Source organism: Paenibacillus sp. BIHB 4019, assembly GCF_002741035.1.
GTDB lineage: Bacteria > Bacillota > Bacilli > Paenibacillales > Paenibacillaceae > Pristimantibacillus.
Genome location: NZ_CP016808.1, coordinates 4,044,632 through 4,058,871, shown reverse-complemented (window position 1 = coordinate 4,058,871; position 14,240 = coordinate 4,044,632). Strand labels below are relative to the sequence as shown.

The following is a 14,240-nucleotide window of genomic DNA, read 5'->3' as shown; positions in this document are numbered from 1 at the left end:
TATCTCTCTTGTATACGGGCGCTTTTCTGAAAGCGTCCCTGACCTTACTTGATTCTCCACACATTGCTTCCTTTTGTCAAAAGCTCAATTGAGCGTTTTCCAGCCGGAAAAGCGCTACCATGGTTAACCAATGACTGCATTACCTCCTTTTGCGGCGCGTCACCCTTATTTTCATCCATTTGCTGAATTTTTAGCACTTCTGTCCTTACTTACGATAAAAATCGCGAAAATGTTTCCGTTAAATTTATCTCATAATGTGACTGACTGGTGAACGCCCCTGTGCGGATTGCCGCTCGCATTCCGCGAGAAGCCCATCAAAAATCGCATCCCAAGACTTGCGAAGACTGAACAATCTTGCGCTAATGCCCAAACTTCTTCTGCGTTCCTCATCCTCGTGCAGAAGCGCAAGCGCAGCGGCAAAGCTTGCCGGGCTTCCCGCCTCGCATAACAATCCGTTTAGTCCGTGGGAGACGGAATCAAGCACGCCGCCCTTGTTCGCACAAAGGACAGGTGTGCCGCATGCCATTGCCTCAAGCACAACATTGCCGAACGTTTCCGTCGCTGACGGAAACAGGAAAAGATCAGCAGCGGCGTACCACCTCTGCAGCTCCTCTGACGTTTGAAAGCCAAGGAAGGTTGCAGCTACGCCGCTTCTTGCGCATTGCTGCTGCAGCGCCTCTGACGAAGGACCGTCACCAGCCAGCACCAGCTTAACCTGTGCATTTGTTTGTTTTTGGAATAAGGAGAAAGCCTCAATTGCGGTTTCGACATCTTTCTCTGGAGCAAGCCTTCCTGCATAAAAAACGACAAAACTTTCATGTTGTATGCCATGCTGCGCCAGCAATTGCTCCCGGTTAACCCCGGGATGAAACAAGCTCGTGTCTATACCCCGGCTCCACACCGAAAGCCGCTCTGCACCCCATCCTTTCCTAGTCAAATCCTGCAGTGTAGATGTGGAAGGTACAAAAATCTTTTTACAGTCGTGATGAAACCATTCCATATACCTACTTAACATCTTTACCATCCATTGCAAATTATAAAACGGCAAATATTGATCAAAATTGGTGTGATACGATGCGATCAGCGGAATTTGATGCCTGCGGGCATAATGAATGCCACATAAGCCAAGGTTGAATGGGGTAGCTACATGGATGAGGGTAGGATTAAATTCATGCAGGGCATGGCGGAGATGCAGCGGATTCGGCAGCGCCAGACGGCACTCGGGGTATAGAAAAAACGGAAGGCTGGCAAAACGTTCTACAGAGCTTGCCTGCATAGCAGCCTTGGAGTCAAATATCGAGCGCTCCGGCGCCAGCACCAGGCACTCCACCCCCCTGCGCTGCAAATAGGCTTTCCAGCGGCCAAGCGATCGGGCAACGCCATTACGTTCCGGCTCATAGGTATCGGTAAAAAGCGCGAGTCTCATTCATACGCCTCCTTCGCCTTTACTCTTGAATGCTATCGGCTATTATTGTAAGGAAGGTATGTTATCGGGTAATCAACACAGTATGAACGCAACATTAATCTGGATTTTTACAAATTGTATGCGTACAGGGGCTCAAAACATGGTACTATCTTTAGAGTGGAAAACCGCCACACTTATACAGGAGGATTTGAATGAAACAATTGTTAGGATGGCTGAGAGTGCGCGAGCAGCAGCTCATTGTCTGGGCGAACAGCCGGCGTGGACATAAGCGCCTGCACCGCTGGCTTGGAAAATGGCTCAGCGTCATTACACATATGGGTGGTGCGACGTTTACCCTGACCAGTTCTCTGCTATTTGCTTTGATCGCTCCATCACCATGGAACGCAACAGGCTGGCAATGCTTCATAACCGTCGTCATTAGCCATTTCCCCGTTTTTGTGGTCAAACGCTGGTTCAAGAGGCTGCGCCCGTATCAAGCGCTTGAGGGGTTGACCACCAGTCGCAAGCCGCTTGTCGATTCGTCGTTCCCATCTGGACATACGACAGCGATATTCGCCTGGCTTATCCCAATTGTGCTTACGAGCGGCGTCCTGCTGGTTATTACCGTCCCCATTGCTGCGGTTATAGGCGTTTCGGTAGGCTGGTCGAGGATGTACTTGGGGCTGCATTATCCTTCCGACGTTATTGTCGGCGCACTTATAGGCACGGTCACGGCATTCGCCGTACAATACAGCTGGGTTACTACCATGTAACCTAGCTGTATTTGGCTTTTGCCCGTTATTTTACTGCGGGGATCGTTGATTATTGGTTTGAAAGGCTAGTCTTCTGTTTCTTCGTCCTGATCGCTTTGCTCCGCTTCACGCTGGGCATTCGCCAGCTTGTTTTCGCGGAATTTCGCCAGCGCTGCTGAACCGATTACAGCTTCCAGACGGTAAATCGGCTGGCCCTTGTCCATAAATTTCATCTCATACTCAGTAAATACAAGCTCCTCGCGCGGCTCATCCTTATGCAAATGCAGGGAAATGTTCCGAAGCTGAAGCTCCATCTCCGTAAAGCTGTTCAATGAGAACTCAAACAACGACATCGAATCGGTCTTAAAATGAATTTCTCCGCGCTCGTTCAGCAATTGACCATACTTCGCCAGAAAACGCGGATGCGTCAGCCTGCGGCGGGCATGCTTCGCTTTTGGCCAAGGATCGCTGAAATTCAGATGAATGCGCTCAAGCTCGCCCGGCTCAAACATCGTCTCAATTTGCTCGATATTCGCGCGCAGCAGCGCCAAATTAGGCGGATGGCTAACTCCCTGCTCTGCCCAAATCGCATGTGCCTTCTCGCCTGCACGGCGAATCAGCTCATCATACATATCTACGCCAATAAAATTAATATGCGGATTGCGCGCGCTCATATGGCTGATGAAACGGCCCTTGCCCATGCCAAGCTCTACATAAATCGGGTTATCATTGCCGAAAAAATCGCGCCATTTCCCTTTAAGCGGGGCAGCATCCAGAACAACAAGCTCTGGCTGTGCCTCCAGGCTTTCACGAATTCCTTTTCTTCCTCTTAATCGCATTGTATTTGAATCCTCCATTTAATTGCGAGCGTGCCCGAATTGTGGGCAACTCCCGCATATAAGCTAGTCCTTATTGTGCCTAAGATCGCCCTTCTTGTAAAGCAGATAGCCAAAAAAAGAACCGCAGGGTGGCCGCCCCCGCGGTTCTTCTACTAATTATAGAGCAGCTCAGATCAGCAAGCGATAATCAATCGGAGCACTGGATTTATCGATTTCATAGGTTTCTTCCAGCGCTTCATTCAACTTCTTGCGAGCAGATACTTCAACATGATGATTATTGTGGAATCTGACACCGCTCAGCGCCATCAGCTCTTTAACTGTCAATTCTACCGTTACTTTCTCATCGCCATGTGGAATTCTAGTTTGCTGGCTCATTAGACATCACCTCATCGTTTAATATAACTCATTATTTCCAGACAAACGACATTGTATGACAATCGCTACGAATTAGCTATGTTAGGTTTTTTTGTTTCCATTTCACACTTTTAATATAACAGATCATGTAAGGTATAGCAAGCCTATTTTCTGTTTTCTCAAAAATAATTTCCAGTTTTCCGCATAGTGGAAACGTTTACATTCAGCCTATAATCGGGCGTGGCTTTCCGCCTGTTTTTTCGTTAAAATAGAAGGAGCGAATAAATGGCGGTCAAAACGAATCTGGGCTGTGTGAAAGGTTGGCTTATGAAGCGGCATTCCTGCGGAAAGCTTAAGTATATGCTTCTATGATTCAAACCTTTCACTCCGCACCGATTTTTTCACCACCCTTTTTATAAGAGAAGGAGAACGGAATGAATTCATTAAAAGCAACAGCAACAGCATTAGAATCAGCCAATGAACCCCAGCTGTGGGGCGATAAAAGATTTCATACATGGAACTACGAGATGCGCGAGCAATTCGGGGGCAAAGTGTTCAAGGTCATGCTAGATGCCGGATTTACTTGCCCGAACCGCGATGGATCCATTGCCAAGGGCGGCTGCACCTTCTGCAGCGCGCGCGGATCAGGCGACTTTGCCGGAAGCCGGCGGGATGATCTCATTACCCAGTTCAACAACATTCGCGACCGCCAGCATCAAAAATGGCCCGATGCCCAGTATATCGGCTACTTTCAGGCCTATACGAACACTTACGCACCCGTAGAGGAGCTTCGCGAATATTACGAAGTGATTTTACAGCAGCCCGGCGTTGTCGGCCTGTCGATTGCAACCCGCCCCGACTGTCTGCCGGACGATGTCGTCGATTATTTGGCGGAGCTCAATGAGCGCACCTACCTCTGGATCGAAATGGGACTTCAGACGGTGCATGAATCGACCTCGGAGCTGATTAACCGGGCGCATGATACCGCCTGCTATGTTGACGCGGTAAAACGCTTGCGGGCGCACGGCATCCGCGTCTGCGCCCATATTATTTATGGACTGCCGCAGGAAACGCATGAAATGATGCTGGACACCGGGCGCGCCGTTGCCGCCATGGATGTGCAGGGCATCAAAATCCATCTGCTCCATCTCATGCGCAAGACGCCCATGGTTCGCCAATATGAGGCTGGACTGCTGCGCTTTCTGGAGAAGGACGAATACGTCAAGCTCATTGGCGACACGCTGGAGTTTTTGCCGCCAGAGATGATCGTCCACCGCCTCACTGGCGACGCGCCGCGCGACCTGCTCATCGGCCCAATGTGGAGCCTCAAGAAATGGGAAGTGCTCAATGCGATTGATGATGAGCTGCGTAAGCGTGGCACTTGGCAAGGAAAGCTGTGGGTGAACGGCTAGCATGGGATTTTTATCGGTTCTCAGCATGGCGCATCGCTGGATGGCCGAACGGGCACAGCCCGGTGATACCGTCATCGATGCCACGTCAGGCGGCGGCGTTGACACGCTAGCCCTCGCCCGTCTCGTCGGCGAACGCGGCAGCGTATTCGCCTTCGACATCCAGCAGGCGGCGCTCGACCGGACGCGGGAGCGGCTGGATGCAATACGCGCAAGCGGCAAGGAGAAGCTCGCGGAGACGCAGCTTTTGCTCCAAAGCCACGAGCATATGGCGGATGGCCTGCCAACCGCGCTGCATGGCAATATTGCTGGAGTGATGTTTAATCTCGGCTTTTTGCCTGGTGGCGATGAGTCGCTTATTACGCAGCCATCGACTACAATTGCCGCGCTGGAAGCAGCGCTTGCCCTGCTTCGTCCGGGCGGCATCATTACATGCGTCGTCTATCCCGGTCATCCGGGCGGCGCGGAGGAAGCGGCTGCCGTGCAGCATTGGGTTGAAGCACTGCCCGATGAGGCTGCCTCCACGATGCTGTACCGCCAGCTTCATAAGAAAGCTGCACCGTATTTGCTTGGCGTAGAGAAAAAAGGCAAATGAAAAGCTTAAACTACTTAACTTAGGGAGAGATACTGTAATGACTAAACCATATCCACTGCAATTTCAACCAGAGATGAAGGAACGTATTTGGGGAGGCCGTGCGCTTGAGCAGTTTGGCCTTACGCTGCCGGAAGGATCGATTGGCGAAGGCTGGATGATCGGCGACCATCCGAACGGCACGACGAAGGTTATTAATGGCGAGCTTGCTGGCAAAGGCCTCGACGAAATTCGCGAAGCTTATGGCCGCGAGTGGTTCGGCACGAAAGGCTTTTCCGAGAAAAATGGCCGCTTCCCGCTGCTCATTAAGCTGCTCGATTGCAATGACGACCTGTCGATTCAGGTTCACCCGACCGACACGTACGAAGGATTGCCTGAAGGTGAGCTTGGCAAAACCGAAATGTGGTATATCCTTGATGCCAAGCCAGGCGCAACGATTATTTACGGCTTGAAGGACGGCGTAGACCGCGGCGCTATGGAAGCTGCAATTGCTGAAGGACGCATTATGGATACGCTGCAGGAGGTTCCCGTACAAGCAGGCGATGCCTTTTACATACCGGCAGGAACCGTCCATGCGTTGTGCGCTGGCGTAGTCGTGGCCGAAATTCAGCAAAACTCCGATACGACTTACCGCCTGTATGATTATGACCGTCTTGGTCTTGATGGCGAGCTGCGCGATCTGCATATCGAGGACTCGCTGAACGTCATTGCTTATGACGGCGCTGGCGCAAGCCGCATGACTACCGAAGGCGTTGCTGATGGCCAGTGGCTGACCATTGCCTCATCTCCTTATTTTATTGTGGAAAAAGGAATCATCCGTTCCGCAGCAGCTTATGAAACGCCTGCAACAAGCTTCGTCATCCTGATCGTTGCCGAAGGCAGCGGCAAGCTGAAATGGGCAGATGGCGAGCTCGCTCTCTCTGCGGGCCAAGCTTACTTGCTTCCAGCAAGCCTTGGCGGCTACGAGCTGGACGGCAGCCTGACCGTCATTCGCAGCGTTGTGCCTGCGTAAGGATTTTTTCAGGGGGCAAGGATATAACGGAATAGACAACAGGGATGCGAGCAAATCGCGTCCCTGTTTTGTTTGTATAGGGCATATCGGAGCATGCGTTCACATTCCATGATCATGTATAATTTATAGGGAGACTCGCTTTACACATAAGAGAGGTGTTACCTATTCGCTTAGGAGAAAATAATTATAAGTACGCTGATCTGAATGCCTTTATAAAACATGGCGGATTTATCGAAATGCCCGAAAACGGACAATTAACCTTTCGCGAGCTGCTAATTGCCTGCCAAGCAAGCGCAAGAAACGAGCCATGTACGGTATTGAATTTTGAATTTCGCCACTTCGACTTGTCCCTAATCTATGTTCATGACCAATATTATGGCTCGCTTATCGACTTTAAGAGGCTGGCCCGAATCAAGGACGCTCATAAAATAGCAAAGCTAGGCGACTTTCATTTTTGGCATGATTTTGAACGTTATGCGGCCCAGCATCGTTTAGCTATCCGCACATGCACACTAACCAAAAACAGCAGAAAAGCCATACTCGACAACGGCTTGCGCCTCATTTTTCATTATTCCAAAGCCCATGATGATTTCCTCATAAGCGAAATTACAAGCCGGTTTGGGAACAAACGAATGATTAATTCTACGCTCTCGCCCTCCTCTTATATGGAGATGGAGAGTATCGATTTTTCGATCAAAGATTATTTGAAGCACAAAGGTTTTTTCAACCTTCCCGCCCATAAAAACAGCGGCTTCCATGATTTATTGATGAAATGCAGCAGCAAGGAAAGCCACAGCGCCATAACCGGCACCATTTTAGGCTTTGAGTTTAAAAACTGGCTTTTGGAAATTTTTTATGATGACCATTTGGCATTGATCGGGGAAAATCTTAAATTTATCAACCGCAGCTTACGCAGCAGCAAAGAGGAAATAATAAAGGAATATGAGATTCATTTTTGGGAGAGCTTTACGCTTTATGCCCAGCAAAATGACCTGCAGATCATCGAAATTTGCAAGGACCATGATATGATCATTGCCTTTTTAAATACGGGAGCTAATTTGCATTTTCAGTATGAGGAGGAATTTGGCGACTGCTTGATTCGCGTGATTGAAGGGGACGGAACTACATTCCGCGACTCCTATAGACGAATTTACAACCACTAAATGAGCGATCGGGGGCGTTTGACATGTACGAGCTGAAAACGAAGGAAACCGATAACAGCGTCATCGCATTTATTGAAGAAATCGAAAATATTAAAAAACGGGAAGACGCATATAAGCTGCTTGACCTCTTCACCGATACTACGGGGCTTCCCGCAAAAATGTGGGGGCCGAGCATTATCGGCTTCGGGTCGTATCACTACAAATATGAATCAGGGCATGCTGGAGATGCACCTCTAGTTGGCTTTTCCCCAAGAAAAGCCAAGATCAGCCTGTATTTTGCGACAGGCGACACGCAGCGAGAGGTGCTGCTGCTGCAGCTCGGAAAACATACAGCGGGCAAGGCATGCGTCTACATCAATAAAGTGGCCGACATAGATACGAACGTCTTAAAAGCGTTAATCCGCCAGTCCATCCAATTTCTTAAACAAACATATCCGAATTGTTAGAAATAGCGAATCGCCATTACCAGGTGCGAGTTTTGTTGATTTCGATCTTCTTCGAAAAAGCCTGCTCCAAATCTATATCCAGCTTATTGGCAAGGTCGCAAATATTCCATACGATATCATACATTTCCAGGCCCAAACGGTCTTTGATTTCTTCCTTCTTCTCATGGTCGGGGTGGTAGGAAAGATGCAGCAGCTCTTTAACCGTCTCCCCTACCTCCGTAACTAAATAAAGCGCCCTTTGCTCGATCGTTGATTCGTCAAACCCATGAGCGAGGCTGAATTCCTTCACCTGCTTTTGCATTTCAGATAATTGCATAACTGTACCTGCCTTCGTTGTCTAAAATTATTTTTTAAGCGGGAAGCCATTAATTTCAAGATGGGCTTTGAACAAATCTTGAACGGAGGGCAGCTGCTCCTTGGAAGGCCACTGCTCATGCCCCCATAATCCGGCCTGCTTGAACGCCCGCGGGCAGTGAATGAAACATTCTTCGACTTCAACGACAACGGCAAGGCCGCTCGTCTTGCCATTCCACCCCATGCTGCTGATAAACGCAGCATTACGCGTAATGCTCGCACGCCCATTCACCCGCATCACTTCATCAAGTCCCGGAATAATAAAAATCATGCCGATTTGCGGATTCTCAATCACATTCAGCAAGGAGTCAATTCTTCTATTGCCCGGACGATCCGGGAATGCGATTTGCTTCTCATTAAGCACCTTAACAAAGCCGGCCTCATCCCCGCGCGGGGAAACATCGCCTACGCCAGCCGCATTCGAGGTCGCTAGAAAAAAGAGCGGCGACATCGACAAATAATTGGCGGCATGCGAATCGATAATGGAAATCGTTTTTTTCACGACAGCTTCAGAAGGCTCGGTCATCATGCTTCTCAGCTCTTCCGCGGTCGTCACTTTATCTTCCTGCCACAATAAATGGGTCATGCAGGTCTACCTCCTCGTTTTGGATTGCTTTGCTATATAAGTTGAACTAAAGAAAGAGATGGGGCCGCGTGTCCACTATCGCCATCACGCTAGGGCATGCAGGCCAGACACAAGCATGCTCGACGCTGATTCGGATTGAATTTAGCAGCAAACATGAATAGAAATCTACTTGCTGAAAAACAGCATCGCAGGCATAGACTTGGTGGACACAGCCGCCGCTACTTCACACAAATTAGGGATTATGGCAGACGAAGCGGACTGAGGAGACGCTAATGGGCTGCCAAACGTTATTTTGCAGAATTATACAGAACATAACGGCTTTCCCGTCCGCGTACAGCCTCCATTCTTCTCAAAAGCCAGTATAGCGGAACCTCTGTCCTTCAAAGTCAATCGTTCAACTTAATCGGCTTGCTTATTCGCCGCTTGGCCCGATAGCCGCTCCGTTGTATCCGTCTCCATCCCGGCCAGACGTTTGGTGAACGTCGCTCTCCAGCTGCTGGACAGCTCTGGCGCGGCAAGCAGCCGCTCCATGCCCTCCTGATTCGTTTTCTCCACATGCATAATTTGATTCGCGTAAGAAATCGACAACGCTGCCGGATGCTTGCTTATGCACATGAAAGAGTCCGAAGGCGAAACGACACCTTCCTTGAGCACTCGAAAATAATACCCGGTATAGCCGGTCTGCTGTACCTGAAGCGGAAGCTCGGGCAAGCCGTATTTGACGGACAGCTTGAAGCAGGGCTGGCGAGGCTGGCTTACCTGCACAATCGCCGTCCCAAGCTGGAACGTATCGCCAATATGGATATCCTCCTCAACGATGCCCTGCGTCGTAAGATTTTCGCCAAAGGCGCCGAAGTTCATCGGCAAGCCCTGCGTCTCCCAATAGGCATAATGCTCAAAAGGATACACGCACACCGCCTTATCCTCCCCGCCATGATGGACCAAATCCGCTTGGCCGTCTCCCTCAAAGCAGACGGCAGTAAGCTTAACAGCATCCTGGACAGGATGCTTATGAATGCCCGTTAAAACCTCTTTCTTCAAATAGGGTACCTGCTGAGGCATCCCAATATTAATCGATTTAATTGAACCCGCTACCACTACGCGTCCCTCCTATCTGCTGATCAGACGCCGCCCATTCGACCATCCAGCCAGCCTTTATTCCACCTGCAGCCATCAATATCTATCGCTTTATCATATAAAATGCATAATCCAGTCCTTCTATTATGGACGGTTCAGCACATAATTTCCAGCAAAAATACGCAAGTGCCGAAGCTCCAATCAGCTTATTCCGTTAACGGAATGGCCGACGGTGCTTAGCTCCACCAGCTCGGGAGACGCAGCAGCAAGCACTGCGGAAGAGGCGTTCAACTCATTAATTGCACTCTATCAAACACCTCGGATGCGCCTAGATGATTGTATGACCCTACACTTAATGTCTATAAGCATAACGATATTCATCACAAAAAGGCTGCTTCCGCTGCCAGATGGCTACTGGACACGGAAGCAGCCTCCTTGTGTTCCTGCTGTTTATGCTGGACTTGCTGCCGAGCTACATAATTTGCTCTCCGAAAACAGATCCGATCAGCTCAACTGCTGTATGAGCTGTTTTGTTGCGGTAATCGAGTACAGGATTCACCTCAACAAACTCCGCGGATACAAGCCGCTTCGATTCGGCTAGCATTTCCATCGCAAGATGGCTTTCCCGATAGCTGACTCCGCCGATAATGGGCGTACCGACTCCCGGGGCATCGTTCGGGTCAAGACCGTCCAAATCGAAGCTCAAATGGACGCCATCTGCTGCCGCAAGCCGCTCAAGCGCTTCCTCCATCACCTGATCCATGCCTCGCCGATCAATATCATGCATCGTATAGACGCGGACGCCAAGCTTGCGGAGCAAAGCCTTCTCGCCCGGATCAATCGAGCGGGCCCCGATAATGACGACATCCTCTGGGCGGATCGGCTCGCGTTTTCCACCGCCGCCTCCTACTCCAAGCAGGCGACGGCTGCCATAGCCGAGACTAACCGCCAGCGACATGCCGTGAATATTGCCCGACGGCGTAGTATCCGCTGTGTTGGCATCACAATGCGCATCGAACCATAACACGCCAAGGCGCGGAATATGGCGCTGCACCCCTTTTATCGTGCCAATGGCTATGCTGTGGTCGCCGCCCAAAATAAGCGGGAACCGCCCTTTCCCCAGCTCCTCGGCCGTTTTGTCCGCCAGCTTGCTATTGACCCTAACGAGCTCATCTACATATTTCAGCTTCTCGCCTGGCTCAGGACGCGATGCAGGGCGGCGCACAGCTACATCGCCCAAATCATGCACCATATAGCCGAGCTGTTCCAGCTTCTGTTCAATACCCGCGCAGCGAATCGCACTTGGCCCCATATCGACGCCGCGACGGTCTGCCCCCAGATCAATCGGGACACCGATAATTGAAATATCCGTTTGGCTAATCGGCAGCATAAGCCATCCTCCTTTACCTGCTGGGCTTGATTCGCAACTGCTTCAGCTATTTACAGCTGCTCCGAAATCAGCTTAAGCTGTGTAAATTGCAGCAAATAATCCGGCCCCCCGGCTTTGGAATCCGTTCCCGACATATTAAAGCCTCCGAAAGGATGGACACCGACGATGGCTCCTGTACATTTTCGATTAAAATAAAGATTGCCGACATGGAACTGCTCGCGCGCCAGCTCCAGCTTAACGCGGTTCGTCGAAAAAACCGCACCGGTGAGTCCATATTCCGTGTTGTTGGCAATCTCAAGCGCCTCTTCATAAGATGAAGCTTTGCAGAAGCCGAGCACCGGGCCAAAAACCTCCTCCTGCATCAGTACAGCATCCGGCTTGAGATCAGCAATAATTGTAGGCTGGATGTAATAGCCATCGCCTTCCGCCTTCTCCCCTCCGGTCACAAGCCGCCCTTCCTTGCTGCCCGTTTCGATATATTCGAAAATTTTGCGGTAAGCATTCGAATCAATAACCGGCCCTGTATAGTTATTGAAGTCCACCGTATTGCCGACGGTCAGCGCCTCCGTCAGCTCGGTGCAGCGTTTTAATACCGCGTCATAGACAGCCTCGTGGACGATGGCCCGGGAGCAGGCGGAGCATTTTTGCCCGGAAAAGCTGAATGCCGAAGCAACAATCGCCTGCGCTGCTGCCTCCAGATCCGCTTCGCTATCAACAACGATAGCATCTTTGCCGCCCAGTTCGCCGACAAACCGTTTAAGCCAAATTTGGCCTGGCGAGGTTTTCGCAGACAGCTCGAATATTCGCAGTCCGACCTCCCGCGAACCCGTGAAGGAAATGAATCGCGTCAGCGGATGCGTCACGAGCAAATCGCCAATTTCCGCGCCGCTCCCCGGCAAAAACTGGACGACGCCAGCCGGCATGCCCGCCTGCTCCAGCACCTCGACGAACTTGTACGCGATAACAGGCGTCGTGCTTGCCGGCTTCAGCACTACCGTGTTCCCCGCCACTACCGCCGCCGTCGTCATGCCCGCCATAATCGCCAGCGGAAAGTTCCACGGCGGAATGACGACACCGACGCCAAGCGGAATATATTGCAGATCGTTATCTTCGCCGCGCCGAACGATCAGCTTTTTCGCTGCCGTTTCACTCATCTCCAGCATTTGCCGGGCATAATATTCGAGAAAATCAATCGCTTCCGCCGTATCAGCATCTGCTTCCCCGCGCGTCTTGCCCGCCTCAATCATGAGCCACGCATTAAACTCATGCTTGCGGCGGCGCAAAATCGCTGCTGCCTTAAACAGCAATCTCGCCCGATGCGCCACAGGCACCTTGGACCACGACTTAAACGTCTCAGAGGCGCTTGCGATCGCCTGGTCGGCTTGCTCTGCATTAGCCTTCGATACCCGCCCCACGACCTCGCTCGTGCTGGAAGGATTGATCGAGCTTTGCGTTTCCTCTGTCATGACCCTGCTGCCGCCGATAATAAGCGGATAAACCTGGCCCAGCTGCTGCTGCACTTGGCTAATGGCTGCGGCAAGCGCCTCGCTGTTCGCCTCGATCGTGAAATCGGTAAATGGCTCCGGTACATAAGTAATCATAGGAAAGCTCCACCCTTCTCCTCTTAAAATAGATGAATTGGATAAGTCGGGTCACATCGCTTGAAAAACATCCGCTATACGCTGAGCCGCCCATGCCAGCTCGTCTTCGGAAATAATCAGCGGCGGCGCTAGCCGGATTACCTTTTCATGCGTTTCCTTGCATAGCAGGCCGGCTTCCTTCAGCTTCTCACAGTAGGGCCGCGCCGCCCCTTTCAGCTCGATCGCAATAAAAAGCCCCCTGCCGCGCACCTCCACAATGTCGTGATGCTTGATTTCCCGCAGCTTGGCGAGCAGCCGCTCGCCCAGTGTCAGCGATCTTTCCGCGAGGCGCTCATCCTCCGTTACACGCAGCGATGCGACAGCTACGGCACTCGCCAGCGGATTTCCGCCAAACGTCGAGCCATGCGAGCCAGGCTCAAACACGCCCAAAATGCTGCTGTCCGCCGCTACCGCTGACACCGGCAGCACGCCGCCGCCAAGCGCTTTGCCCATAATGTAAACATCCGGCGTGACCGCTTCCCAATCACAGGCGAAGCGCTTGCCCGTACGGCCAAAGCCCGTCTGAATCTCATCGGCCATCAGCAGCACCTGATGCTGCTTGCACAAAGCGGCAGCCTGGCGCAAATAACCTTCCGGCGGGATCACGATTCCTGCTTCCCCTTGAATCGGCTCGACGAGAAACGCAGCCGTATTCGGGGTAATGGCCGCTTCCAGCGCCGCAATATCCCCATAAGGAATAATGGTGAAGCCCGGTGTAAACGGCCCAAAGTCTTCCCGATAAGAAGGCTCGGAGGAAAAAGACGTAACGGTCAGCGTTCGACCGTGAAAATTGCCGGCACATACAATAATGTCCGCTTGGCCCGCTGGAATGCCTTTTACCCGGTAGCCATATCTGCGGGCCGCCTTTACCGCCGTCTCCACCGCTTCCACTCCGGTATTCATCGGCAGCAGCATATTTTTGCCCGTTAAATCTGTCAGCAGCGCAAGCAATTCCCCAAACGGCTCATTATAAAACGCTCGCGACGTCAGCGTGACCAAATCCGCTTGCTTCTTCAAAGCTTCTATAATTCGCGGATGCCGATGCCCTTGATTGAGCGCCGAATACCCGCTGAGCATATCCATGTAACGCTTTCCAGCCGGGTCCTCGACCCACACGCCCTCCGCCTTGGCGATTACAATCGGCAGCGGGTGATAGTTATGCGCGCCAAGCCGCTCGGTCTGCTCAATCGTATTAGCCTGCTCCTTCATGACCATCCCTCT

At 51.4% G+C, this 14,240-nt stretch carries 15 protein-coding genes; 6 read left to right on the top strand and 9 right to left on the bottom strand.

Annotated features, from left to right (window positions below; all coding sequences use genetic code 11):
* Positions 1–244: 244 nt before the first annotated feature.
* Entirely contained in the window at positions 245–1,426 is a 1,182-nt protein-coding gene (locus BBD42_RS17620) for a glycosyltransferase family 4 protein (RefSeq protein WP_099519221.1), read from the bottom strand.
* Positions 1,427–1,617: 191 nt separating this feature from the next.
* Between BBD42_RS17620 and BBD42_RS17615 the strand changes: the two genes are divergently transcribed.
* Positions 1,618–2,178 (top strand): phosphatase PAP2 family protein, encoded by a 561-nt coding sequence (locus BBD42_RS17615; protein WP_099519220.1) that lies wholly within the window; start codon positions 1,618–1,620, stop codon positions 2,176–2,178.
* 65 nt (positions 2,179–2,243) lie between these two features.
* Here the strand turns inward: BBD42_RS17615 and trmB are convergent, their stop codons facing one another.
* On the bottom strand, positions 2,244–2,996 hold the full coding sequence (gene trmB / locus BBD42_RS17610) for a tRNA (guanosine(46)-N7)-methyltransferase TrmB (RefSeq protein ID WP_056043137.1): 753 nt from the start codon (positions 2,994–2,996) through the stop codon (positions 2,244–2,246).
* A 168-nt stretch (positions 2,997–3,164) separates the two neighbouring features.
* Positions 3,165–3,371 (bottom strand): hypothetical protein, encoded by a 207-nt coding sequence (locus tag BBD42_RS17605; protein ID WP_056043134.1) that lies wholly within the window; start codon positions 3,369–3,371, stop codon positions 3,165–3,167.
* Between the two features lie 413 nt (positions 3,372–3,784).
* Here BBD42_RS17605 and mnmL point away from each other — a divergent pair, with 413 nt between their 5' ends.
* The 5 genes from mnmL to BBD42_RS17580 all read left to right on the top strand — a co-directional run bounded on the left by mnmL (position 3,785) and on the right by BBD42_RS17580 (position 7,972).
* Positions 3,785–4,762, top strand: coding sequence for a tRNA modification radical SAM protein MnmL/YtqA (gene mnmL / locus BBD42_RS17600; RefSeq protein ID WP_099519219.1), 978 nt, complete (start codon positions 3,785–3,787; stop codon positions 4,760–4,762).
* A 1-nt stretch (position 4,763) separates the two neighbouring features.
* On the top strand, positions 4,764–5,354 hold the full coding sequence (mnmM, locus tag BBD42_RS17595) for a tRNA 5-(aminomethyl)-2-thiouridylate-methyltransferase MnmM (protein WP_099519218.1): 591 nt from the start codon (positions 4,764–4,766) through the stop codon (positions 5,352–5,354).
* A gap of 37 nt (positions 5,355–5,391) precedes the next feature.
* Positions 5,392–6,363, top strand: a complete 972-nt coding sequence (locus BBD42_RS17590) for a type I phosphomannose isomerase catalytic subunit (protein WP_099519217.1) — start codon at positions 5,392–5,394, stop codon at positions 6,361–6,363.
* A gap of 236 nt (positions 6,364–6,599) precedes the next feature.
* Positions 6,600–7,526 carry a hypothetical protein gene (locus BBD42_RS17585; protein WP_150131567.1) on the top strand — a complete coding sequence of 309 codons (927 nt, stop codon included), beginning with the start codon at positions 6,600–6,602 and terminating at the stop codon, positions 7,524–7,526.
* A 23-nt stretch (positions 7,527–7,549) separates the two neighbouring features.
* Positions 7,550–7,972, top strand: coding sequence for a DUF1801 domain-containing protein (locus tag BBD42_RS17580; RefSeq protein ID WP_099519215.1), 423 nt, complete (start codon positions 7,550–7,552; stop codon positions 7,970–7,972).
* A gap of 16 nt (positions 7,973–7,988) precedes the next feature.
* Here BBD42_RS17580 and BBD42_RS17575 read toward each other — a convergent pair whose 3' ends face one another.
* The 6 genes from BBD42_RS17575 to BBD42_RS17550 form a co-directional block, all read right to left on the bottom strand.
* The gene (locus tag BBD42_RS17575; RefSeq protein WP_099519214.1) at positions 7,989–8,288 is read right to left on the bottom strand and encodes a MazG-like family protein; all 300 of its coding nucleotides are present in this window, start codon (positions 8,286–8,288) and stop codon (positions 7,989–7,991) included.
* Positions 8,289–8,315: 27 nt separating this feature from the next.
* Positions 8,316–8,912, bottom strand: a complete 597-nt coding sequence (locus tag BBD42_RS17570; protein WP_099519213.1) for an MSMEG_1061 family FMN-dependent PPOX-type flavoprotein — start codon at positions 8,910–8,912, stop codon at positions 8,316–8,318.
* 399 nt (positions 8,913–9,311) lie between these two features.
* Positions 9,312–10,010, bottom strand: a complete 699-nt coding sequence (locus tag BBD42_RS17565; RefSeq protein WP_237163135.1) for an MOSC domain-containing protein — start codon at positions 10,008–10,010, stop codon at positions 9,312–9,314.
* A 451-nt stretch (positions 10,011–10,461) separates the two neighbouring features.
* The gene (gene rocF / locus BBD42_RS17560) at positions 10,462–11,379 is read right to left on the bottom strand and encodes an arginase (RefSeq protein WP_056043112.1); all 918 of its coding nucleotides are present in this window, start codon (positions 11,377–11,379) and stop codon (positions 10,462–10,464) included.
* Positions 11,380–11,429: 50 nt separating this feature from the next.
* Positions 11,430–12,980, bottom strand: a complete 1,551-nt coding sequence (gene pruA / locus BBD42_RS17555; protein WP_099519212.1) for an L-glutamate gamma-semialdehyde dehydrogenase — start codon at positions 12,978–12,980, stop codon at positions 11,430–11,432.
* A gap of 51 nt (positions 12,981–13,031) precedes the next feature.
* Complete coding sequence (locus tag BBD42_RS17550) at positions 13,032–14,228, bottom strand: ornithine--oxo-acid transaminase (protein ID WP_099519211.1); 1,197 nt, start codon at positions 14,226–14,228, stop codon at positions 13,032–13,034.
* Positions 14,229–14,240 lie beyond the last annotated feature (12 nt).